General features: G+C 40.7%; 27 protein-coding genes. 23 read left to right on the forward strand and 4 right to left on the reverse strand.

Features of this window, described 5'->3' with window-relative positions; all coding sequences use genetic code 11:
- Window positions 1-193: 193 nt before the first annotated feature.
- From leuC to U9670_RS03690, 13 genes are all read left to right on the forward strand, one after another.
- A complete protein-coding gene (gene leuC / locus U9670_RS03630) occupies window positions 194-1,615 on the forward strand; it encodes a 3-isopropylmalate dehydratase large subunit (protein WP_323841434.1) in 1,422 nt (473 codons plus the stop codon).
- Between the two features lie 2 nt (window positions 1,616-1,617).
- Entirely contained in the window at window positions 1,618-1,875 is a 258-nt protein-coding gene (locus U9670_RS03635; protein ID WP_323841435.1) for a hypothetical protein, read from the forward strand.
- An 84-nt stretch (window positions 1,876-1,959) separates the two neighbouring features.
- Window positions 1,960-2,481 carry a hypothetical protein gene (locus U9670_RS03640; RefSeq protein WP_323841436.1) on the forward strand — a complete coding sequence of 174 codons (522 nt, stop codon included), beginning with the start codon at window positions 1,960-1,962 and terminating at the stop codon, window positions 2,479-2,481.
- A 38-nt stretch (window positions 2,482-2,519) separates the two neighbouring features.
- The gene (locus tag U9670_RS03645) at window positions 2,520-2,825 is read left to right on the forward strand and encodes a hypothetical protein (RefSeq protein WP_323841437.1); all 306 of its coding nucleotides are present in this window, start codon (window positions 2,520-2,522) and stop codon (window positions 2,823-2,825) included.
- A gap of 122 nt (window positions 2,826-2,947) precedes the next feature.
- Complete coding sequence (locus U9670_RS03650; protein WP_323841438.1) at window positions 2,948-3,481, forward strand: YbhB/YbcL family Raf kinase inhibitor-like protein; 534 nt, start codon at window positions 2,948-2,950, stop codon at window positions 3,479-3,481.
- Between the two features lie 13 nt (window positions 3,482-3,494).
- Window positions 3,495-3,878 (forward strand): hypothetical protein, encoded by a 384-nt coding sequence (locus tag U9670_RS03655; RefSeq protein ID WP_323841439.1) that lies wholly within the window; start codon window positions 3,495-3,497, stop codon window positions 3,876-3,878.
- A 3-nt stretch (window positions 3,879-3,881) separates the two neighbouring features.
- Window positions 3,882-4,298: a PIN domain-containing protein gene (locus U9670_RS03660; RefSeq protein WP_323841440.1), complete on the forward strand. Its 417-nt coding sequence runs from the start codon at window positions 3,882-3,884 to the stop codon at window positions 4,296-4,298.
- Between the two features lie 13 nt (window positions 4,299-4,311).
- Window positions 4,312-4,962: a 3-isopropylmalate dehydratase small subunit gene (leuD, locus tag U9670_RS03665; protein WP_323841441.1), complete on the forward strand. Its 651-nt coding sequence runs from the start codon at window positions 4,312-4,314 to the stop codon at window positions 4,960-4,962.
- A gap of 1 nt (window position 4,963) precedes the next feature.
- Window positions 4,964-5,254 (forward strand): hypothetical protein, encoded by a 291-nt coding sequence (locus tag U9670_RS03670; protein WP_323841442.1) that lies wholly within the window; start codon window positions 4,964-4,966, stop codon window positions 5,252-5,254.
- 19 nt (window positions 5,255-5,273) lie between these two features.
- Window positions 5,274-6,341: a 3-isopropylmalate dehydrogenase gene (gene leuB / locus U9670_RS03675; protein WP_323841443.1), complete on the forward strand. Its 1,068-nt coding sequence runs from the start codon at window positions 5,274-5,276 to the stop codon at window positions 6,339-6,341.
- 248 nt (window positions 6,342-6,589) lie between these two features.
- Window positions 6,590-7,495, forward strand: coding sequence for an energy transducer TonB (locus U9670_RS03680; protein WP_323841444.1), 906 nt, complete (start codon window positions 6,590-6,592; stop codon window positions 7,493-7,495).
- Window positions 7,496-7,540: 45 nt separating this feature from the next.
- Window positions 7,541-8,095 carry a MotA/TolQ/ExbB proton channel family protein gene (locus U9670_RS03685; RefSeq protein ID WP_323841445.1) on the forward strand — a complete coding sequence of 185 codons (555 nt, stop codon included), beginning with the start codon at window positions 7,541-7,543 and terminating at the stop codon, window positions 8,093-8,095.
- 16 nt (window positions 8,096-8,111) lie between these two features.
- Entirely contained in the window at window positions 8,112-8,513 is a 402-nt protein-coding gene (locus U9670_RS03690; RefSeq protein WP_323841446.1) for an ExbD/TolR family protein, read from the forward strand.
- 48 nt (window positions 8,514-8,561) lie between these two features.
- Here U9670_RS03690 and U9670_RS03695 read toward each other — a convergent pair whose 3' ends face one another.
- From U9670_RS03695 to dnaQ, 3 genes are read right to left on the reverse strand one after another with little or no spacing between them, the layout of a single operon-like run.
- A complete protein-coding gene (locus tag U9670_RS03695; RefSeq protein ID WP_323841447.1) occupies window positions 8,562-9,395 on the reverse strand; it encodes an RnfABCDGE type electron transport complex subunit B in 834 nt (277 codons plus the stop codon).
- A gap of 49 nt (window positions 9,396-9,444) precedes the next feature.
- Window positions 9,445-10,284 carry an NAD(+) diphosphatase gene (nudC, locus tag U9670_RS03700; RefSeq protein WP_323841448.1) on the reverse strand — a complete coding sequence of 280 codons (840 nt, stop codon included), beginning with the start codon at window positions 10,282-10,284 and terminating at the stop codon, window positions 9,445-9,447.
- Window positions 10,281-11,606, reverse strand: a complete 1,326-nt coding sequence (gene dnaQ / locus U9670_RS03705) for a DNA polymerase III subunit epsilon (RefSeq protein WP_323841449.1) — start codon at window positions 11,604-11,606, stop codon at window positions 10,281-10,283. Before dnaQ ends, nudC begins: the two co-directional genes overlap by 4 nt.
- A 200-nt stretch (window positions 11,607-11,806) precedes the next feature.
- Between dnaQ and U9670_RS03710 the strand changes: the two genes are divergently transcribed.
- The 7 genes from U9670_RS03710 (at window position 11,807) to U9670_RS03740 (ending at window position 18,256) form a co-directional block, all read left to right on the forward strand.
- Window positions 11,807-12,490, forward strand: coding sequence for a class I SAM-dependent methyltransferase (locus U9670_RS03710; RefSeq protein WP_323841450.1), 684 nt, complete (start codon window positions 11,807-11,809; stop codon window positions 12,488-12,490).
- Window positions 12,487-13,713 (forward strand): TIGR03862 family flavoprotein, encoded by a 1,227-nt coding sequence (locus tag U9670_RS03715; protein ID WP_323841451.1) that lies wholly within the window; start codon window positions 12,487-12,489, stop codon window positions 13,711-13,713. Before U9670_RS03710 ends, U9670_RS03715 begins: the two co-directional genes overlap by 4 nt.
- Window positions 13,714-13,841: 128 nt before the next feature.
- Complete coding sequence (gene serC / locus U9670_RS03720) at window positions 13,842-14,924, forward strand: 3-phosphoserine/phosphohydroxythreonine transaminase (RefSeq protein ID WP_323841452.1); 1,083 nt, start codon at window positions 13,842-13,844, stop codon at window positions 14,922-14,924.
- 68 nt (window positions 14,925-14,992) lie between these two features.
- Window positions 14,993-15,769, forward strand: a complete 777-nt coding sequence (gloB, locus tag U9670_RS03725) for a hydroxyacylglutathione hydrolase (protein ID WP_323841453.1) — start codon at window positions 14,993-14,995, stop codon at window positions 15,767-15,769.
- 49 nt (window positions 15,770-15,818) lie between these two features.
- On the forward strand, window positions 15,819-16,397 hold the full coding sequence (locus tag U9670_RS03730; RefSeq protein WP_323841454.1) for a manganese efflux pump MntP: 579 nt from the start codon (window positions 15,819-15,821) through the stop codon (window positions 16,395-16,397).
- A 125-nt stretch (window positions 16,398-16,522) separates the two neighbouring features.
- Window positions 16,523-17,386 (forward strand): 16S rRNA (adenine(1518)-N(6)/adenine(1519)-N(6))-dimethyltransferase RsmA, encoded by an 864-nt coding sequence (gene rsmA, locus U9670_RS03735; RefSeq protein WP_323841455.1) that lies wholly within the window; start codon window positions 16,523-16,525, stop codon window positions 17,384-17,386.
- A gap of 6 nt (window positions 17,387-17,392) precedes the next feature.
- Window positions 17,393-18,256, forward strand: coding sequence for a symmetrical bis(5'-nucleosyl)-tetraphosphatase (locus U9670_RS03740; protein WP_323841456.1), 864 nt, complete (start codon window positions 17,393-17,395; stop codon window positions 18,254-18,256).
- 82 nt (window positions 18,257-18,338) lie between these two features.
- On the opposite strand, the gene rpsT is transcribed toward U9670_RS03740, so the two are convergent.
- Window positions 18,339-18,608, reverse strand: a complete 270-nt coding sequence (rpsT, locus tag U9670_RS03745) for a 30S ribosomal protein S20 (protein WP_323841457.1) — start codon at window positions 18,606-18,608, stop codon at window positions 18,339-18,341.
- Between the two features lie 354 nt (window positions 18,609-18,962).
- Between rpsT and U9670_RS03750 the strand changes: the two genes are divergently transcribed.
- The 3 genes from U9670_RS03750 to U9670_RS03760 all read left to right on the forward strand — a co-directional run bounded on the left by U9670_RS03750 (window position 18,963) and on the right by U9670_RS03760 (window position 23,815).
- Window positions 18,963-19,670 carry an NAD(P)H-binding protein gene (locus U9670_RS03750; protein ID WP_323841458.1) on the forward strand — a complete coding sequence of 236 codons (708 nt, stop codon included), beginning with the start codon at window positions 18,963-18,965 and terminating at the stop codon, window positions 19,668-19,670.
- Window positions 19,671-19,827: 157 nt separating this feature from the next.
- The gene (gyrA, locus tag U9670_RS03755) at window positions 19,828-22,533 is read left to right on the forward strand and encodes a DNA gyrase subunit A (protein WP_323841459.1); all 2,706 of its coding nucleotides are present in this window, start codon (window positions 19,828-19,830) and stop codon (window positions 22,531-22,533) included.
- Between the two features lie 304 nt (window positions 22,534-22,837).
- Window positions 22,838-23,815 carry a DUF1852 domain-containing protein gene (locus U9670_RS03760; protein ID WP_323841460.1) on the forward strand — a complete coding sequence of 326 codons (978 nt, stop codon included), beginning with the start codon at window positions 22,838-22,840 and terminating at the stop codon, window positions 23,813-23,815.
- The last annotated feature ends 7 nt before the right edge of the window (window positions 23,816-23,822 follow it).

Consider the following 23,822-nt stretch of genomic DNA (forward strand, 5'->3'; position numbering starts at 1 on the left):
ATAAAAAAAAGTTTGTAAATAAATAAAAATTTTTATATTTTTTTTACTCGCTTTATTCAAGTCATTATGGTGCAAGATATTTTAAACTTTCCAAAAAGTTATCAAAATTATAAAAATCATAAATTAGATTTATTTTTGAAATGTGCTATAATTATTTAAACTTACAAATACCCACACATTTTTGGAGACAATAATGGCAGGCAAAACCTTATACGACAAACTTTGGGACGACCATTTGGTCAAACAGCGTGATGACGGCTCGGCACTCATTTATATTGACCGCCAATTGTTGCACGAAGTTACCAGTCCACAAGCCTTTGAGGGCTTGGCTTTGGCAAATCGCACGCCTTGGCGACACTCCGCCAACATCGCAACGCCTGACCACAATGTGCCCACTTCTACCTTTGAGCGTGAACAGGGCATCGCAGGGATTGTGGATGACACTTCACGCATTCAAGTCAAAACGCTTGATGATAATTGCAATGCCTTTGATATTGTGCAATTTGGCATCAATGACGAACGCCAAGGCATCGTCCACGTGGTCGGGCCAGAACAGGGGCTGACCTTGCCTGGTATGACGGTGGTGTGTGGCGACAGTCATACCGCCACCCACGGTGCTTTGGGCTGTTTGGCACACGGCATTGGCACCAGTGAAGTGGAACACGTGCTTGCCACCCAATGCTTGATTGCCAAAAAAATGAAAAATATGCTCATTCGTGTGGACGGTAAATTGGGGGCTGGCGTTACCCCAAAAGATGTGATTTTGGCGATTATTGGCAAAATTGGCACGGCAGGCGGAACAGGTTATGCTATTGAATTTGGTGGACAAGTGTTTCGTGATATGTCGGTAGAGGGGCGTATGACCGTGTGCAATATGGCAATTGAAGCAGGGGCAAGGGTGGGGCTTGTGGCGGTGGACGACAAGACCATAGACTATGTCAAAGGTCGCCCTTACGCCCCAACAGGCGAGACTTGGGACAAGGCGGTCAATTATTGGAATACTTTGCATTCAGATGATGATGCGTATTTTGATGAAATTGTGGTGCTAAATGGCGATGAGATTGAACCGCAAATCTCGTGGGGAACATCGCCTGAAATGGTCGTGCCAGTCTCCAAAACCGTGCCAACGCTTGATGATGCGACAGACGAAGTGCAAAAAAATGCCTATGAGCGAGCGTATCAATATATGGGCTTGACGGCAGGTCAGTCGCTGTCGGACATTCGCCTTGACCGTGTGTTTATTGGCTCGTGTACCAATTCACGCATTGAAGATTTGCAAGAAGTTGCCAAAATTGTCAAGGGCAAAAAAGTCGCACCCACCATCAAGCAAGCGATGATTGTGGCAGGTTCGGGTCTTGTCAAAAAACAAGCCGAAAAAGAGGGCTTGGACAAGATTTTTGTGGACGCAGGGTTTGAGTGGCGGCAGCCGGGCTGTTCTATGTGCCTTGCAATGAACGCCGACAAACTGCAAGCAGGCGAGCATTGTGCCAGTACATCAAACCGCAATTTTGAAGGTCGTCAAGGCAATGGCGGTCGCACGCACCTTGTAAGCCCTGCAATGGCGGCAGCGGCAGCGATAGCGGGGCATTTTGTGGATGTGCGGTCGGTGGTGTAAGCGTGAAAAATAAGGCAATCTGTGGTAAGATGGGTTGTCTTATTTATAAAATAATGAAAACAGGTAAAAAAACTTATTTTGATTTAAATATTGTAGAATACGAAAATGATTTAATTGGCGTATTGTATGATGACACACAAAATTTGCCCTGTGCTGACGAATTTAATCAATGGTTTTACGGTTCAACAATCGGTATTGGTAGCGACAAAAACGAGTGGTTTATTTACACGACTGGGAATATTTTGCAAGTAATTATTTAAAAAATGGCAAAGTTAAAACTTATTTGGAAATAGAAAATGAAATCTTAACAAAAAACTTATGCTTAAATTAAATTTGGAGCTTTTATGAAAAATTTAGACATTTTAAAAAATACTTTAGCAGAATGTGCAGAAGTACCAGATAGCCTGTTGGATAAAATTCAATATAATAGCAATGATAGTTCATTGCTTTATGATGTATTATTTCCACTTTTGGGGTGGGATGCGGATAATGGCTATGCACGTTTTGCTGATGGTCAATTTATGGAATATATGGAATGGACAGAGCCTTATATAGATTTTGATAAGTTTTTTATTATTAAAAAACATCAATTAACCATTGATACCGACGATATGTTTGATGATTATGAAGAAGCTGTTGGCGATGAAGATGAATTTGATGAAATGGATTTTTATGACAATTATGATTCAAATCGTCAATATGTCTTGAATTACTTTAGTAAGAAATTAGCACCGCACAATTTGCGTTTTGTGGAATTGGGTTTGCAAGATAATGCTTATTTTTTATTGGTTCATAATGACGAACAGAAAATTCAAAATTTGATTGACGCTTTTGATAAGTTTAATATTCCAGTTATTGTAGAATGATGACTAAATAATAATCTAATTTAACATTTGGAGCTTTTATGAAAAAATTATTATTAGTACTACCGATGTTAAGTCTTTTGAGTGCTTGTGTTGTTACAGATACCACTGGCAAGGCTGTACCGATTGTCATACAAACACCAAGCTCCCAAGCGGTGATTATTGACGGTCGTATTAAAGAGAATGCACCGATTTATGTGTGTCAAATTAAGCCGTTTATAGATACTTTTAAAGCCGAAAACACAAGCCGTGGCAAAGCGATTTTGGATACCCAAAAACAATGCCTTGCCAAAAACGATGCCATGTTTTGTGAAGTCAAAGACATTGAATGCACCGAATACAAATGATGACTTATAGTGAACTTGTCAAAATTTTATTTAACACGCTTGATGATTATCAAAATTATGTGTTAAAGTGTATGAGCGATAAATTTGGTTGATTTTTTATTGATTGTTTAAAGGAAAATACGATGACCGACTTAACCCAAAACACCTACCTAGATGTACGCAATCCCACCCAGCCACAAGGCGATATGGTGCTAACTTGTGATGATATTAACGAAGGTAGCACGCTGTCCAATGACTATGTCGCCAATATTTGGGGTTATACTGGGGGTAATATCAGCCCCAATCTGAAATGGCAAAACGCCCCAAAAGACACCCAAAGTTTTGTGATTACGATGTATGACCCAGACGCCCCAACAGGCTCGGGCTTTTGGCATTGGAATGTGTTGAATATTCCTAGTCATTTTAATGAAATGCCCAAAAACAAATCCAATGATTTTGGCAATGGTATTATTGAGCTAAAAAATGATGCAGGACTGGACGGTTTTATTGGGGCATTTCCCCCAAAAGGCGATAAACCGCACCGCTATATTTTTACGCTGTATGCCCTAAATCAAAAATTGGATTTGGGCAATAACATTAGCCCTGCGGTTTTGGGATTTAATTTAAATGGCAAAGTATTGGCAACAGCAAGTTTGACGGCTTATTATAGTTGGTAAATGGGAGCATAAAATGCCTATTGAAATTGTGGAGCATTATTATCAAATGATACAGCATTTAAACAATGCCGATAAAATGGTATTGGTTGAAAAAATCATTCATTCGGTTAATAATCCATTACAGCCATTAAATGCAAATAATCAAGACGGTTTATTGGGTTCTTTGGAAGATAAAAAAAATTCCCAAGACATTCAAAGTTTTTCCAATGATGTGATATTACAAAAAGATATTGATGAATATTCGTCTTTGGATTATTTGGCGGTGAGTGAAGATAAAACCGATAAAAATTGGATTACCAATTTTTTGGCAATGACCGAAAAGGCATCGCAAAATATTGCCACGCATTTACCACAAAATGAGCGTGGTTGGACACGAGATGATATCTATGAGCGATAAAGTATGAGCGATAAAGCCTTTATTGATACCAACATTTTGGTTTATACGGTTGATGGGCGGTTTCCAGAAAAACGCCAAATGGCTTTGGATTTAATCACAAATTTGCAAATCAATCAAAATCTTGTGATTTCTACCCAAGTTTTGCAAGAGTTTTATAATGTTACCACCTATAAACTTAAATTAGACCCAGTCCAAATGCAAAATACGGTTGCTAATTTGAGTAAATTGCCCATTGTATTGACCGATGTTTCGCTCATTGAACAAGGTATTAAGGTAAGCATTCATCATAAATTAAGATTGTGGGACGCTTTAATGATTGTCGCTGGATATAGAGCCGATTGCAAAATAATGTATTCTGAGGATTTAACGCACGGGCAAATCATTCAAGGCATTCGCATATTAAACCCTTTTGAACTCTAATAAGGCAAAAATTATGAAAAAATACACCACCGAAATTGGCATTGTTGCCCCACTAGACCGTGCCAATGTGGACACCGATTTGATTATTCCCAAGCAGTTTTTAAAATCCATCAAACGCACAGGCTTTGGCGATAATTTGTTTGATGAACTGCGATATTTGGACGAAGGCTATTTGGGGCAAGACATCAATGCACGCCCCAAAAATCCTGATTTTGTGCTAAATCAAGCGCGTTATATTGGTGCAAGCATTCTTTTGGCACGCACCAATTTTGGCTGTGGTTCTAGCCGTGAACACGCCCCTTGGGCATTGAATGAATTTGGCTTTCGCACGATTATCGCCCCAAGTTTTGCCGATATTTTTTATAACAACTGCTTTAAAAACGGTATGCTTCCTGTGATTTTGTCTGAAAGTGAAGTTGATGAACTTTTTAAAGAATGTTTTGATACTGTCGGTTATCAATTAACCGTAGATTTGGCAAATCAAAAAGTGATTAGCCCAACTGGCAAAGAATACGCCTTTGAAGTGGATGCATTTCGTAAGCATTGTTTGTTAAATGGACTTGATGATATTGGACTAACTTTGCAAAATAGCGATGACATTAAAGCCTTTGAAGAAAAAGCCAAAGTGGATAGACCTTGGGTGTTTAAAGAATTGAATGCTTGATATGAGTATTGCAAACTATTTATTTAATGGCTTAACCAATTTAAATATAGGGTTTGATGCCCCAGATATTTTTTATGTCTGCCAAACTGATTTTGAAATCGTACTCAATCGTGCAGAACAGAAAAATATTAACATTTGGGGAATTGAGCCTTGGCTAGATGGTGAATTTTTTGGTGTGGCAGTTTATGAAGATTACGATTTACCTGCCAATGACCCAAAATGGTATCGGACAGCCTTTGAGCAATTTAAAAGAGAAAATCCTAATTTGCAATACGCAATAACTTTTGGTTGAATTGATTAAGGAAATCTTTATGAAACACATCGCAATCCTAAAAGGCGACGGTATCGGCCCTGAAATTGTTGCCCAAGCCGTTAAAGTATTGGATAAACTTATTCAAAATGGTTTACAGGCAAGTTATGAATATGCCAAATTGGGCGGAGAAGCCTATGACGCTTATGGCTCTCCTTATCCCAATGAGACCCAAAAAATCGTGCAAAAAGCCGATGCCGTGCTGTTGGGAGCAGTCGGTTCGCCACAATATGATAATTTGGAGAGAGCATTACGCCCAGAACGGGGGCTTTTGGCAATTCGTAAAGACTTAAATTTATTTGCCAATTTACGCCCTGCCATTTTATACGAAGAATTGGCGAACGCTTCTACTTTAAAAAGCGAAGTGGTCGCAGGGCTTGATATGTTGATTGTGCGAGAGCTGACAGGCGATATTTATTTTGGCGAGCCACGAGGCATTGTTACCCTTGATAATGGCGAGCGAGAGGGCTTTAATACGATGCGATATAGCGAGAACGAAATTCGCCGTATTGCCAAAGTTGCCTTTGAATCTGCCCAAAAGCGAAACAAAAAACTGTGTAGTGTGGATAAAGCCAATGTGTTAGAAACGACCGAATTATGGAAACAGATTTTTAATGAAGTTGCCAAAGAGTATCCAGATGTGGCGTTGTCGCATATGTATGTGGATAATTGTGCGATGCAACTTATCAAAAACCCCAAGCAGTTTGATGTTATCGCCACAGGCAATATCTTTGGTGATATTTTGTCCGACCAAGCGTCTATACTAACAGGCTCTATTGGTATGCTCCCATCGGCAAGCCTTGATGAAAATGGCAAAGGGCTTTATGAGCCAAGCCACGGCTCTGCACCTGACATTGCAGGGGCAGACAAAGCCAATCCACTGGCGACCATTTTATCGCTTGCGATGATGCTTCGGTATAGCTTAAATGATGAAATGCGTGCCAAGCAAGTGGAAAACGCCGTGCAAGCGGTATTGGCGGACGGCTATCGCACCAAAGATATTTATGAAGACGGCACAACGCTTGTGGGGTGTGAGCAAATGGGGGAGTTGGTGGTGAGTGCGTTATAAGATGATGCAAGTAAAATTGATGTGATTAAAAATAGGATTTGGTACATGCTAAATCCTATTTTTTTATGATGAGCTTAAATTTATAAACTATTACCATTATGTTATAATGGTTCGTTGCTATATGTAAAATTATTGAAAAATTAGCTTGATATTTTCTGTAAAATCTAAGATAATATGACATTAATAATTATTATCGTTTGTATTATGGATTATCACGCAGTAGTATATGTGTACAGGCAATTATAACCATGAATAATATGAATTTTACTTCAAATAATGGTGTAAAAGCCATAGCCGTTGGTGTGGCGATGGTGTTGCATGGGTTGGTGTATTTTGGTTTGGCAAATATGCAGACGCCAAAGTTAAAACCGCTTAAAATCACATCGCCCATCAAAGTGGATATCATCGAGAGCGTTGCTTCGTCAGAAGCTACCGAGCTTAAAGAAGAGCCAAAAGTCGAAAAAAAACCCGAACCACCTCCAGAGCCTATCAAGCAAAAACAAGCAGAACCCAAGGTTGTGCCTAAAATTGAACCCAAAGTTGAACCCAAGCCTAAGGTTGAGCCCAAAAAGGAACCACCAAAAGTACCTGAGAAAAATATCAATCGCCCAGATGAGATATTGGCTGCCAAGCAACATGATGAGGCTCAAGCAAAATGGGAGGCGCAACAACAGGCTGAAGCACAAAGACAGGAGCGTGAGAGGGCTCATGCTGAGGCGATGCGTCTAAAGGCAGAGGCAGAAGCACGAGCCAAAGCACAGGCTGATGCCATTGCAAAGGCGCAAGCAGAGGCGCAAGCTGCTGCAAACAACAGTAACAAAAAAAGCAGTGAGGATCGCAGCACTACTAATGCTGTGGGCGAAATGACCATCAGTGCCACCAAAGCGAATGCCAGTTGGAAGAAAAAACCGAATTTTTCAAATATTGATGCAGGCTCTGATCGAGTAAAAACTGTTGAGTTTACGGTGCAATTGGTGATTGATGAAAAAGGGCGTATCATCAGTGCAACGGGTGTATCTACGAAACTTGGTCGTGCTGTGGATAGACAAATTGAATTGGCTTTAAAAAGAGCATCATTTCATCCATTTAAAGATGAGCAAGGAAATCCTATCCGTGGTAGAGCAAGTTTGCCAATGAGTTTTACAGTTAATTAATTAAGTTGTCTTATTAAAAGTTTTTATTTTTTGTGAGGAAGTTTTATGGACTTTGCATTTTATTGGAGTCATACTGACGCTGTTAGCAAAACCTTATTCTTTATTTTGTTTGCTTTGTCTGTCGTTTCTTGGGTAGTTGGTATTATTCGTGTGGTGCAGTCGTGCAAATTGGCAGGTGGCATTGGCGATGACCTAAGACAGTCTGTATTGAGTGCATCAACAGAACTTGATGGCTTGGACTTTGGTCAAAAGAAAATGGTTGTAGAGCAAAAATTATTGCAAAATATTGCACGCTATCGCTATGAGATGGAGAAAGGTCTGCCTGTTTTGGGTACGACAGCTTCTATCGCACCTTTTATTGGCTTGTTTGGTACGGTCTGGGGTATTTTTCATGCCTTACATGGCATTGCCAAAAGTGGTCAAGCAGGTCTTGCTCAGGTCGCAGGCCCTGTGGGTGAAGCACTGATCATGACGGGCTTGGGTTTGGCGGTGGCGATTCCTGCGGTGGTGTTTTATAATATCGCAACTCGTACCAATAAGCGTGCAATTCATGTTGCTAATGATACAGCCCACCAAATCCTAGCTGAAACCGCACGATAAATAAGAAGGGGGTATCATGGCTTTTGAATTGGGTAACAATGAAGATGGTGGTATGAATGAGATGAATCTCATTCCGCTTATTGATATCATGTTGGTATTGATGATTATTTTTTTGGTAACGGCAACGGTACTAAACCCAACGGTGCCACTTGATTTGCCAAAAACTACCGCAAGCATCAACGAGCAGCCACCAGAAGTACTGCAAATTAGTATCGATGACAAAGGTGATGTCTATTGGGACAGCGAAAAAATTGATTTGATGGAATTGGAAAAACGCTTTGCTGATGAAGTTGCCAAAGGTGCTGATCCACAAGTGCATTTGCGTGCTGACCGTGAAAGTAAATATGACATGGTTGCACAAGTGCTTGCCGTCGCCAGCACCACAGGGTTGTCAAAGATTGCTTTTGTGAATGAATGATTTTTGCATCGGCTTTAGTGAAAAAACCTTACAAATTGTAAGGTTTTTTTATGAGTCTGATTCTAAAATTTGCAACTTTTGGGTCAATTGTGCTAATTGTTTGCGTAAATCATCATTATCACGAATGGATAATTGTTTGTTGAGTTTTTTGATTTGTGTGCGAAGTTTGGCATTGGCGATGGTGTTTTTGGCGGTGTTTTTATCAATGCTCATCACAGTGGTCTCGTTGGTAGTAATGACATTTGCCATGGCAGATTCTACTGTGCTTACAACAGGTTTGGTGCCATGTTTGATGTTTGTTTCAACACGATTTAGGTGATGATGGTAGCGTTTTCTTAGGTGGTTTTGCTCATCGGTTCTTTCCTCATCACTTAAAATTCTTGGGTATTCTACCAAATCAATGCAGTCCACAGGGCAGGGGGTTAGACACAGTTCGCAACCTGTACATAGTTCGGTGATGATGCTGTGCATGTGTTTGGCAGTACCAATAATAGCATCAACAGGGCAGGCAGGAATGCATTTGGTGCAACCAATACAATCACTTTCGTTGATGACCGCTCGGACTTCAATAGGGCGTGAGGTGATATCATTGGTATGCCATTTGCTAGGCGTGGCAGTCATTGGGGTGGCATTTAAAATACTTGTGATTTGATCGGTAACAGCCTGACCACCTGGTACACACAAATTCGGTGCTTCGTCATTAATGACAACGCCATACGCATAGGGCAGGCAACCATCATGATGACCGCACAATCCGCACTGAGTTTGTGGTAGGATTTTATCAATTTTGGCGATGGCAATGCGTTTATTCTCTGGCAGAGCATCTATCTTTAAAGGGCTGAATAAAACAGGCAGGTTTTCTAATCGGATGGTGATGGTCATGGCTGGTAAATGTTAGCGGTTATTATTGTTATATTAAATGTAAGCAATATTATGCAAGTTGGACGACTTTTTGAATGAGTGCGTGAGCAATGGTGCCAACTTTTGGTATGATTGGCAGTTTGTCTGTGTCAAAAAACCGTGCCTCTGCCAATTCACTTTCTTGCAAAACCACATCGCCGCTTTGATAATCAGCAATAAAGCCAATCATAAGATTACTTGGGTAAGGCCAAGGTTGAGAGCTTATGTAGCGTATATTGTCTATTTTTAAACCGACTTCCTCTGCAACTTCACGATGCACGCATTGTTCTAAGGATTCGCCCGCTTCAACAAAGCCAGCTATCAAGCCATACATGCCGATGTCTTTATGGCGTTGGTGTAAGGCGAGTAGGATTTGGCGTTTTTGATTGTCAGGGTTGATGCGTGTGATGGCAGTGATCACGCAGGGCTGTATTCGTGGGTAGGCACGATGATGGCAACGACCACACATCATGGCGTGTTCAGAATAATGTGATTTGGTGGGAGAGCCACAACGAGAACAAAACTGATGGTCAGCTTGCCAAAGTATGAGTAAAATGGCACGACTGATGGCATGAGCTGTGTCTATGTCTAAATAATTGACCACATGACGATATGCTAAAAATGACAAAGATGTAAATTGTGTGCTGTCAAATTTATCGCCATAGCAGTGGATAAGCCCCATGCTAATGGCATAATCTTTATGAATGGCAAAAATTGGCCTAAAGGCAGATGTTGCCAAAATACCATCATGAATTTCACTAAATTCAAGAGATATGCCATGCTCGTTTAATTCGCCCGTTAAGACAGCAGGGGTGCCATGTTCATCGCACAGTACGCCATCTTTATCAATCACATAATATGACACGCTCATGATAGCACCTGTGTACGCCAAGCATGATCTGCATCTGCATCGCTTGCTGATGCTTTGAGTAGATTTGCCAAATCTGAAAGATTGCCAAAGCTGGCTTCGCTGGCTGTATCACCAGTCTGGTCATCAGAATATTCCATGTGCATGGCGATTTGACCACCTGTCATGGCCAAATATACTTCAGCCAAAATCTCAGAGTCAAGCAAGGCTCCGTGGAATGTACGATCTTGTTTGCCAACATTAAGACGGCGAACTAATGCGTCCAAAGAGTTTTTTTGACCTGGGTAGAGTTCTTTGGCAATAGCAAGTGAGTCAGTCACCTGCACCTTTTCGGTAAAATCACCCAAACCCACCTTGCTAAATTCCATATTCAAAAAACGCATATCAAATGACGCATTATGAGCGATAATTTCACTACCAATCATAAAATCATAGATTGCTTGTGCAACATCAGCAAATTTTGGCTTATCAGTCAAAAACTCATTTGAAATGCCATGCACTCGGATAACTTCATCATCCATGATTTTATCAGGATTGATATATACATGTAATTTATTGCCTGTAAAGCGTCGCCCCACCATCTCAATGATACCCACCTCTACGATGCGGTCGCCACCTTGGTCATCAAAACCTGTAGTTTCTGTATCCATGATGAGTTGGCGGTTTTTTGTGCCACGATTAACAGGCTCTGGTAATATCGCCCAAAAATCAGGATTGGCACGACGAGTGTTGCCATCGTAGTTTGGATTTTGGTTGTTGTCAGGGCTGATGGTAAAATTTGTTGTCATAGATGCTGCCAAAGCTGATTTGGGTGCATCATCATTGTCATCTGCACGACTGTCTGGGCTGTTATTTTCGTTTTTAATCAATTCCTCACCAAAGCCTAATACGCCTTGATTGGCAAGGTTATCCGCCATTTCGTTGCCTGCGTGTCCTGCGTGTCCTTTAACCCATTGCCAATCAATCGATCGGTTTTGTGTGAGTGTATCTAGCTGTTGCCACAATTCAACATTTAAGACAGCTTTTTTATCCGCTTTACGCCAACCGTTTTTTTTCCAGCTGTGTATCCATTTGGTGATGCCGTCTTTGACATAGCCTGAGTCTGTCCAAATTTGGATTGGCATATTGGTGGGGGTGCGTTTTAGGGCGGTGATTGCCCCCATCAGCTCCATGCGATTGTTGGTGGTATCAGGTTCTCCGCCCCAAATGTTTAAAATATCGCCATTGGGGTAGGTGATGTGTGTGCCAAATCCGCCAGCACAAGCACCTTCTTTGCCATTGCCTTTGCAGGCGCCATCGGTGTAAGCGATGATAAAGTCAGTCATGATTGTTGGTCTTTTAGTGATTGTTGTATGATTGCTAAATATTAACTAAATATTAAAATGGATAAAGTATTATAAATCATCATGCGGTTTTTGTCATTTTTAAGAAAGCAAATGTTGTGATTTTACTAAAAAATTTTGTCAAGAATTTGTTATAATGGCATCCATCATTCGCTAAATGTCATTCACCAAAAAGAGCCGTCATGACCGATTTATCCCAAGTTCATTTACAAGCACAAGAGAATTTGCCATCGCAGGAGTTGTCGCATTATTTTGGGCGTAAGTTTCGTAAAGAAGCGGTATTTGCCCCAAAAAATGTACCAACTGTTAGTACCAACCTTCCATTATTTTTGGAGATTGGTGCAGGCAAAGGCAAGCACGCCGTATTGTTTGCCAAGGCAAATGCTGATAAGCATTTGATTGCCATTGAACGCACAAGTGAAAAATTTGAAGCTTTTCATAAACTTGCCACCAGCGAAAACTTGACCAACCTAACCGCCATTCATGCTGATGCAATTGCCTACACCGCTCATCACATTGCCCCAAATTCACTTGATGGTGTTTTTATTCTTTATCCAAATCCAGAGCCTGCCAACAAAAATCAGCGTTGGCTAAATATGCCTTTTTTTGAATTTCTCATTTCTCGCATGAAAGCGGGAGCGACCATTACAATTGCTAGTAATATTGGTGAGTATATTGATGAAGTAAAACAGCTGCTTGATCAAGTATGGTTGTTGCCTTATGAGTGTTTTGAGATTGATAAGGCATCGGCTCGCACGCATTTTGAAATCAAGTATTTGACTCGTGGCGAGCTTTGTCAAGAGTTGGTTATTTTAAAACCAAATTATTACCAAACTCGTTTTGATGCATCAAGTATTGACCAATGAAAACTCACCAAAAAAGTGTTGCCATCATTGGGGCTGGTGCCTCAGGATTGATGGCGGCAGAGACTTTATCTACGCAGGGTGTGTCCGTCTATGTTTATGAGCAAATGCCTACCGCAGGGCGAAAAATTCTCATGGCTGGAAAAACTGGTCTTAATATCTCTCATAGCGAACCATTGGACTTATTCATCACTCGCTATCAACCCCATGCCATAGGTGATTTTGTTCGCACTTTCAATGCTAAGGACATTTGTGCGTGGCTGTCTTGTCTTGGTATTGACAGTTATGTTGGTTCTAGTGGCCGAATTTTTCCTGTAGAGATGAAAGCCTCTAAATTTTTAAGAGCGTGGCTAAGTCGTTTGACCAAGCAGGGTGTGAGCTTTTATTATCGTCATCGCTGTGTGGGCGTGGCCGATGATGTGGTGAGTTTTGAGCGATTGGATAAGTATGGCAAAGTGATTGATGAATTTTCCCAAAAGTTTGATGCCGTCATCTTGGCGTGTGGTGGTGGTTCGTATGCTCGTTTGGGTTCAGATGGATTGTGGCAAAATTGGTTTTGTGCCGAAGCATTGACCCCGCTTTATGCCAGCAATGTTGGTATCATTCGCACTTGGTCGCCTTTCATACAGCACATCTTTGGACAGCCATTAAAAAGAGTAAAAGCGAGCGTGGGTGGTGAGTCTGTATATGGCGATATTATCATCAGTCATTATGGCATGGAAAGCGGAGTGATTTATCAGCTTAATCGTGCGATGCAAGATCAAATTATACGGTGCGGTAAAATCAGCCTGACGCTGGACTTGTTGCCTCATAAATCATTTAATGAGATTGCTAGGGTTGGTCATCGCACCAAAAAGCAGTCTTTAAATAACGCTCTTAGAAAAGCAGGGCTGGACCCTGTAAAAATTGCTTTAATGAGAGAATGTACACAAAAATCCGACTGGTCGGATTTAAATAAAATGCTGAGCTTTATTAAAAGATTGCCCATTAAATTTGATGGTTTTCGACCAATAGATGAAGCGATTAGCACAGGTGGTGGGATCAAGCTATCTGCTTTGAGTGATGGTTTGCAATTTAAGAACAATCCCCATGTTTTTGTTGCAGGCGAGATGCTTGATTGGGAAGCACCGACTGGCGGTTATCTTTTGACAGCGTGTCTTGCAATGGGGCATGTTGTGGGCAATAGCGTGATGAATTTTTTAAATGACATGACCAAAACAGTCTAAAAATATCATGAGTACAAATTGTAAATTTGTGATAATTTTGTCAGATTTTCCGCCATTTTATTAAAAATCTGCTACAATGACACCGCCTTTTTATTTTGATGACTCATAACTATTAACTGGAAGTAATCATGAATCGTTTAGCCAATTTTTGTGCAGGTCCTGCATCTATGCCGACTGCTGTTTTACAAAAAGCACAAGATGAAATATTAAACTGGCGTGGTACTGGTGCATCTGTGATGGAAATCAGCCATCGTAGTGCTGATTATACTGAACTTGCCACCAAAGCCGAGCAGGACTTACGCAAGCTGATGAATATCAGTGATGATTATGCGGTTTTATTTTTGCAAGGTGGGGCGGCATTGCAATTTTCTGCCATTCCTTTAAACTTACTAAACGGCGGTGTGGCAGACTACCTAATCACAGGTACATGGTCGCAAAAAGCCTACAAAGAGGCTAAGCGATATGAAACATTGGGCTTGGGTAAAATTAACTTAGTCGCCCAAGGTGATGGTACCGATGTGCCAAATGTTGATACTTGGCAGTTGTCAGATAAAGCGTCTTATTTTCATTATTGTCCAAATGAAACCATTCATGGCGTACAAATTTTTGACACACCAAAGGTGGATTCTGCGATTGTGGCAGATTTGTCATCATGTATTTTATCTGAGCCGATTAATGTTGATGATTTTGCTTTGATTTATGCAGGTGCTCAAAAAAATATCGGACCTGCTGGTCTGACTTTGGTTATCGTGCGTAAAGACTTACTAGAACAAGCATCTGCTTGGTGTCCAAGTATCATGAACTATAAAAGTCAGTTTGAAAATGACAGTATGCTAAACACGCCCTCAACTTATGCGTGGTATCTGTCTGGTCTTGTGTTTGAGTGGCTACTGGAAAATGGTGGTGTAGAAGCCATTGCTAAGCTGAATCATGCCAAGGCGGATATGCTATACCGTGCGATTGATGAAAGTGATTTTTATAGCAATAAAGTGAATCCAAAGCACCGCTCCATCATGAATGTGCCATTTCAACTTGCTGATACAAATCTTGACAAGCTTTTCTTAGAAGAAAGCAAAAAAGCAGGCCTGCTTAATCTTAAAGGCCATCGTGTAGTAGGCGGTATGCGTGCCAGTATCTATAATGCCGTGACACTTGAACAGGTGCAATCACTTGTTGTCTTTATGAAAGAATTCGAGCAAAGATACGGCTAATTTTGACTGAGATTGGATACATCATTAATGAACAGTCCACCATGATAAAGATACCAAAGGGACAAACCATGCCAACCATTTGTGCGATTAAAGTTTTTAAGGATAACTATATTTGGATTATCAGCCAAGATGGTCAGGCCATCATTGTTGATGCAGGCGATGACAGGCCTGTGCTAGATTATCTACAAACCAATCAATTAACGCCCATTGCCATGCTCATCACGCACCATCACAATGACCATGTGGGCGGTGTGGCGGCTGTAAAATCTGCTTATCCTAATATGCAAATTTTTGCTCACCATGAGCATGGAGTGGATACTAGCTTTTTTGTCAAAGAAGGTGATGAGTTTACTTTGCTTGGGCTTGATTTTAAGGTGTGGCACACGCCAGGGCATACCGACACGCATTTGTCTTATTTGTGCGATATCGGCGGGGTTTGTCATGTATTTTGTGGTGATACGTTGTTTAGTGGCGGTTGCGGTCGTGTGTTCACAGGAACAATTGCTGAGCTGTTTGAGAGTATATCAAGATTTAATCAGTTGCCAAGCGATACGCTGTTTTATCCTGCACACGAATACACACTGAATAATCTAAAATTTGGTTTATCCATCTGTGCTGATGCGGTTAAAGATGGCATACAGCTTGCCATTAAGCAAACTCAAAAAAAACTGGACATGGGGCAGATTTCCTTACCAACTACGCTTGATAAGGAACGAAATATCAATGTTTTTTTGCAGGTTGACCATCAAGGTATGATTGACAACATTCAAAAACAATGTACCATCAAAGACAGCTCGCCATTATCGGTATTTGCTACTTTGCGTCAGCTTAAAGATAATTTTTAATATCAATCTGTTTTTAATCGCCACCAAAAAATGTTCAATTGATGACATTATGACTATATTTTCTTTACTTGCCTTATCTTTTGGTATGTCCATGGACGCCTTTGCCAGTGCCATTGCCAAAGGGGCGACACAAAGACAGACAAGTTTTTTTCAGGCTTTTAGGGCAGGCATTGTCTTTGGGGTTATTGAAGGTATTGCACCAATCATTGGTTGGTTTTTTGGTGGGGTAGCTCGAGGCTGGTTATCGCAGATTGACCACTGGATTGCATTTGTATTGTTGTTATTTTTGGCAATTCGCTTTATTCGTGAGGCGATGGTTAATCAAGACAGTCAAAATGATGAGGTTGGGCATCAGACGAATCCAAAAGATAATTTTGCTTTAATGATACTCACCGCTGTTGCCACAAGTATTGATTCTTTGGTGGTGGGTGTATCTCTTGCATTTTTGGCAGTTAATATTTATATGGCATCGCTATTAATTGGCGTTGCTACAACCATCATGGCAACTTTGGGGCTATATTTGGGCAATCGTTTGGGTCTTAGATTTGGCAAAATTGCCATGTTTATCGGTGGTCTGGTGCTATTTGTGATTGGTGCAAGTATTTTATATAGCCATCTAACCCATTGATTAACCAATCTTACTTATGAATGATTTGCTGATTATCCTAAGCGTCAAACACATGGAAAAATCATCAAAATCATGCTATGATTAGTGATTTTTCTTAAAATCATTTTACTAAAATTTAAAATCTAATGCGACATATTCCAAAAACTCCCCAAGAAGTCCGTCATACGCCCAAAAAACGCTTTGGTCAAAATTTTTTGCACGACACGAGCGTGATTCGGCAGATTGTTGATTCTATTCGTTTATCCCGTACGGATAATTTACTAGAAATTGGTCCAGGGCTTGGTGCATTGACCGAGCCACTTTTGGCAGAAGTAGACGGCATGACCGTGATTGAGCTTGACCGTGATCTGGCAAGTCAATTAAAAATCAATATTGGTGTCAATAGCCATCTTGATTTTACCATCATTAATGATAATGCCATGCATATTGATTATCGCAAGCTTGCTGAAACAGTGGGTAAGGGTGCATTTCGTGTGGTGGGCAATTTGCCTTATAATATTTCTACGCCCATTTTGTTTCGTTTGCTTGAATTTGGTGATGTCATTACCGATATGCACTTCATGCTACAAAAAGAAGTGGTTGATAGAATTACTGCCGAGCCAAACAGCAAGGAATATGGTCGCTTGTCTGTCATTATGCAATATTATTGTATGGCGGAGTATCTTTTGACTGTGCCAAAAGGTGCGTTCAACCCACCACCAAAAGTAACCTCGGCGGTATTTCGTCTGATGCCTTATCAGCATAAGCCAATCACTGCTCAAAATGAGGCATTGTTTGCCACCATCGTGCGTGAGACTTTCAATCATAGACGCAAAACTTTGCGAGCAATTTTTAAAATGGTGAACTTGCTACCCACTTTAAATGAGAGTGATTTTGACAGCATTGGCATTGCTTCGCAAGCTCGCCCAGAGTCGTTATCGGTGGCAGATTTTGTGCGTTTATCAGATCTGGTAAATCAAAAACAGCAAGCAAACCATTTAAATGATTAAGTAAATATGACTCACAATACAAAAAAAGTCCATCGTCATGAATATGTGATCGGTGATTTGCAAGGTTGTTTTGGGGCGTTTGAACGCCTGCTTGATGTACTTGATTTTGATGAGCATCAGGATAAAATTTGGCTTGCTGGTGATATTGTGGCAAGGGGTGAGAACTCTTTGCAGACTCTAAGGACGGTTAAGCGATTGTCTGATAAGGGAGCATTGACCACCGTACTTGGCAATCATGACATTACATTGATTGCTGTGTGGCGTGGTGTCATGCCACCCAAACACAAGGATAAAACTTTACCAATTTTTAGTGCGTCTGACTGCGATGAGTTACTTAATTGGTTGCGTACTCAGCCGTTACTTGTTTTTCCTGATGATAAGACGGTGCTGACTCATGCTGGCATTCCACCAAATTGGTCAATTGATGAGGCAAATAGATATGCCAAAGAGTTGCAAGCTGCTTTGAGTGCAGATTTGACCAGTCTTGATAGGTTGTTGCCAAAATTGTACGCTAAAAAAACAAACATATGGCATGATGACATTGGTGGTGCCAAACGCTTGCGTTTGATTGCTAATTATTTGACTCGTATGCGTCTTTGTGATAAAGAAGGTCAGCTGGAGTTTAGTTTTAAAGAGGGTCTATTGGATAAAATGCCGATAGGCTTTCGCCCTTGGTTTTTGTGGGATACCCCAAGGGAGCGCCGAATTTTATTTGGACATTGGGCAGCTCTGCAAGCCAAAGTTGCCAGCCCTGATGTACGCTCGCTAGATGGTGGTTGTGTATGGGGTGGTCGTTTGGTGGCGTATAGATTAAGTGATGAGCGGATTTTTACGGTAGAGGGTCGTATTTCTGTTGATGAGCTTTTATGACTCTTTTTATTATGAAAGAATAAAAAAAGACCTTAAAATAAGGTCTTTTTTTATCTATGTTGTAGATATCATCAACGATAGATTAAGCGTCTTTAAGTGCTTTGATTGAGGCGTTCAAACGGCTCTTATGGCGAGCAGCTTTATTTTTATGAATCACACCTTTGTCAGCCATACGGTCAATGACTGGTACGGCTTTATTGTAAGCTTCAGTAGCTAATTCATATGCTTTTGCTTCGATGGCTGCGTTGACACGCTTGATGAAAGTACGCACCATTGAGCGTTGTGATGCTAGATGTTGGCGACGCTTAGTATTTTGACGAGCGCGTTTACGAGCTTGTGCTGAGTTTGCCATGGTTTATCCTTGGATAAAAGTTGTTAATGTTAAAGTTAAAATGTTAAGCTTGATGATTTGGGCAGCCACCAGATCATCATTTTTTTAAGAAATGGCTGTAATGATTAAAAAATTTACCAAAATTTCTAAACTAAGACCATGCTTAAAAATAGACACGATGCCTAACATTATAAAATAAAACGCCATTTTATCAAAAAATTTTAAAATTTTCAATAAAAATCGGCACTTATCTAGGGGCTGACATATTCTACGGTATTTTTGGGTGCTTTGGCAAGGTTTTGTCTGTGATTAATATCAATTTTTGCCACTTTTATGTTAAAATGGGGTATTTTATAGTTGTTACTTATTTTATTTATGAAAAGAAAGGCTGTCTTGATTGGTGCGTCTGGGCGAGTGGGCAAGGCACTTACCCAAGAGCTTGCTGCACTTTATGATACGCTTATCATCATCACACGCACACAGCCAAGTACCATCAGCGAAAATACACACATCTATCATGTGCAAAATTTTGATGTGCTATCTGATACGATTGCCAGTATGCCAATTGGTTTGGATACAGATGTATTTAGCTGTTTAAGTATTGCCAAAAAGGACGCTACCAGCAGTGATGAATTTCATCAAGTTAATGTGTCGTTTAACTTGGCCTTTGCAAAAGCGTGCCATGATAAAGGTGTCAAGCGATTTTTTTATTTATCAAAAATGGGTGCGGATAAAGCCAAAGGAGATGTTGAGCTGGTTGCCAAATCTGATGTTGAGCGTTATTTGAGTTCGCTAAATTTTGGTGATGTGGTGTTTTTTCGCTTGCATAAACTGACACCTGCCAAAGAAAAGCTTTCTATCAAATCGCTGGCAAGATTTGGGATGTATTTTGCCAAAACAACCCTAAACACAATGATTTCTTTTGATAAAAAAGAACGACTGACACCAAAACGAGTTGCTGCTGCCATGGCACTGACTGCCTATCAGTTAAATCTGCGTAATAAATATCAAACGCATGGGAAAAACTGCCTTGTCATCAGTCATGATGAAATGTGTGCCATGACCGCAGTAGATGGGCATTGATGATACTTAATTTATTCCATGGACTATTTCTTATTTTATGTCGTTGGTATTCATGGTTGAAGGTGATTGTCGCTGTTCATGGGCGATTGTTTTTGTGTAATTTTTTTGCGTTTATGCTATAATAGACGCTTGATTTTAAAATAAAAAAGGTTGGTTTATGACCGATAGCGTAACTCCTGTTGGGATTGTTGATGAGTTGAAGCAGTCGTATCTTGACTATGCGATGAGTGTGATCGTCTCTCGTGCTTTGCCTGATGTCAGAGATGGGTTAAAACCCGTTCATCGTCGTGTGATGTATGCCATGCATGAGCTGTCTAATGACTACAATAAGGCTTATAAAAAGTCTGCTCGTGTTGTAGGGGATGTTATCGGTAAATACCATCCGCATGGTGATACTGCTGTTTATGACGCCATCGTTCGTCTTGCTCAGCCGTTTTCTATGCGATACATGATGATTGATGGTCAAGGAAACTTTGGCTCAGTTGATGGCGACCCACCTGCCGCCATGCGTTATACCGAAGTGCGTATGCAAAAACTGACTCATCAGATGCTTGGAGACCTTGATAAAGACACGGTAGATTGGGAGGATAATTACGATGGTTCAGAAAAAATGCCGTCCGTGCTACCTGCCCGTGTGCCAAATCTTTTAATTAATGGGGCGACAGGAATTGCGGTGGGCATGGCCACTAATATGGCACCCCATAATCTGGTTGAAGTGGTGAATGCTTGTCTTGCCTATGCCAATAACCCACAGATTACCGCTGATGAGCTTGCTGATTATATCAGCGGTCCTGATTTTCCGACAGGGGGTATTATCCATGGTCGTAGTGGTATTCGTGATGCTTATATGACAGGCAAAGGGCGTTTACATATTCGTGGTCGCTACACCATTGAAAATATGGAAGGGGTGAATCGTGAGCGTGAGCGTATTATTTTTACTGAGATTCCCTACCAAGTTAATAAAGCCAAGCTCATTGAGCAAATTGCCCAACTTGTTAATGACAAAAAAATTGATGGTATCTCTGCCATTCGTGATGAGTCGGACAAGGAAGGAATGCGAATCGCTATTGATTTGAAACGAGGCGAAAATAGCGAGGTGGTGGTCAATAATTTATTTTTACAAACACCTTTGGAATCTAGTTTTAGCATTAATATGGTTGCCCTTGATAATGGCCAGCCAAAATTAATGACCTTACATGGTTTGATTTCAGCATTTATCCGCCACCGTCAAGAAGTGGTTACACGCCGTACTATTTTTGAATTAAACAAAGCTAAGGCTCGTGGGCATTTACTTGAAGGCTTAACCATTGCTCTTGCTAATATTGATGAGGTTATCGAGACCATCAAGCGATCTGCCAACCGTGCACAGGCTCGTGAAAACTTAGCATCTCGTATTTGGCAATCTGGTGATGTGGTTGCCATGCTCAAAAATGCAGGAGCCAGTTCTGTGCGTCCTGAAATTATTGAGGGTGAGGATTTAAACGCCCCATTTGGCTTGATTAATGATGATAAAGAGTACCGTTTATCACCTGACCAAATCAATGCTATTTTAGATATGCAACTCCATCGTTTGACAGGGTTGGAGCAAGATAAGCTATCGGCGGAGTATCGAGAAATTTTGGGTGAGATTGCCAGATTGCAGCTTATTTTGGCAGATTTTGACATTTTGATGAATTTAATTAAGACCGAATTGGTGCAAATCCGTGATGATTTTGGCGATGAGCGTAAGACGGACATTGTTGATTCACGCGCTGATTTTAGTCGTGAAGATTTGATCCCTGAGCAAACAGTGGTCATGACTGTATCACGCACAGGCTATGCCAAGACACAGCCAATTGGTGATTATCAGGCTCAAAAACGAGGTGGCAGAGGCAAATCAGCCACTACTATGAAAGAAGATGATGTGATAGAACACTTGCTTGTTACCAGTACGCATGCTCATATTTTATGCTTTACCAATACAGGAAAAGTTTTTGGTCTGCGTGGTTTTGAGGTGCCAATTGCCTCTCGTGGCTCAAAAGGAAGACCACTTGTCAATCTGATCAATATGGAGGCAGATGAAAGTGTAACCGCCATTTTGCCTGTCGATGATTTAAAAGCAGATGATAAATTTGTATTTTTTGCCACTGCGAGCGGGACGGTAAAACGAGTGGCTTTATCACAGTTTGCCAATCTGCGAGCCAATGGATTAAGAGCCATTGATCTGGTAGATGGCGACAGCCTTGTCGGTGTGGCAATAACAGACGGCGAACAAGAAATTATGCTGTTTTCAAGCGAGGGTAAGGCAATTCGATTTAAAGAATCTGCCATTCGTGTGATGGGTCGTACTGCCAAAGGTGTGCGAGGCATTCGTGTGAATCTACTGGCAAATCTTGGCTTGGACGATGATGAACCTGCTGATGACGATTTAGATGATGCCGATAATGTTGTCTCAGACGATGGCATGGCATTGCTTAGTCGTGTGGTATCGCTTGTTGTTGTACCAAACGAAGGTGAGATACTGTGTGCCTGCGAGCAGGGCTATGGTAAGCGTACACCAATCGCCGAATACCCGACTAAGGGGCGTGGCGGTCAAGGTGTGATTGCAATTAAGACAAGTGAGCGTAATGGCCAGCTTGTTAAGGCGGTGGCGGTAACAGACGATGAAGATGTGATTCTTATTTCAGATAAGGGCACGCTTGTGCGTACACCCGTTGCCCAAATCGCTACCGCAGGACGAAATGCACAGGGCGTTCGCTTAATCCGCATCGGTGAGGGTGAAACATTGGTTGGTGTGGCATGTGTAGAACATGAGGAGGTTGAGGAAATAGAAGTTTTTGACGCCAAAAATTTGACAAACCCACCTGATGAAAGCGAAATATAGAAGTATAAAAAAAGTATGAAATAGGGGTATCTACCCCTATTTTTTTGACAAAATTTTGTAAACAAGTGCTCTATTGTTCATCATTGTGATGTTTTTACCTCAAAAATCATCAAAACTGTTAGCCATATTGTCATCAAATGTTGATTTTTGTTGTATCAACTAAGCTTAAATGACTTAAAATTAAATTTCATCAACCAAATAACTTGAAAAATTTTCAATATTTTTTAAAAATATATCACTTTTTTTCATCAAGAAAATATGGTTTAATACACACATTCCATAAGCAACCCAAAAAGGTGTTAAAATGACCACACAATTTCAATGCAAGGTACATACCCAGCGATTTGATGAAAACTATGAGCCAGCGAGTAGTACTCGTTTGACAACTAACTTTGCTAACTTGGCTCGTGGCGAAAACCGCAAGCAAAATTTACAAAATGCCATTGCGATGATTGATAACCGCTTTAATGATTTGGCAAATTGGGACAACCCTACCAATGACCGTTATTCGGTTAAATTGGATATTGTTTCAATTGACATTGATGTGGTGGGCAAGGGTGAGTTTTTTTCAGGGCTTGAATGGCTAAAAACTTCGGTGATTGATCATCAAACAGGCAAAACCATTGATGGTATTGTTGGCAATAGTTTTTCATCTTTTGTTCGTGATTATGATTTTAGCGTATTGTTGCGTGATTATAATCAAGATAAGCCAGAATTTAGTGTACCAGAAGGTTATGGCGACTTGCATGGAAAGCTGTTCAAGTTCATGCTGAATTCACCAGAATATAAAGCTCAATTCAAAAAACCTCCCGTACTGTGCTTGAGTGTTGCAACAACAAGAACTTACCACAGAACAACAAATATTCACCCAATTTTGGGCGTAGAGTATGTGCAAAATGAGTATTCTTTGACTGATGAATATTTTGCCAAAATGGGCTTAAAAGTTCGTTATTTTATGCCACCAAAATCGGTTGCACCGTATGCGTTTTATTTTGATGAAAATGCAGACTTGCTTAATGATTATACGAATTTAGAGTTGATCAGCACGATTGCGACCATGGAAGCATTTCAAAGAATTTATCGTCCAGAGATTTATAGTGCCAATTCTGTTGCAGGGCAGGTATATAAAGGTAGCTTAACTTATCAAGATTATTCAGTGCCAAAAGTAGATTATGACCGTGTAGAGCGTACTGATCTGGCAATTAGGCAGGGTAAACTTGCAGAAGAGCAGTTCATCAAGCCTTATAAAGAAATTTTAGATGCTTGGCTAAAAGAGTCATAATTGAGTT

Origin of the sequence: Moraxella tarda, from assembly GCF_035181405.1 — a bacterium.
Taxonomy (GTDB): domain Bacteria; phylum Pseudomonadota; class Gammaproteobacteria; order Pseudomonadales; family Moraxellaceae; genus Moraxella.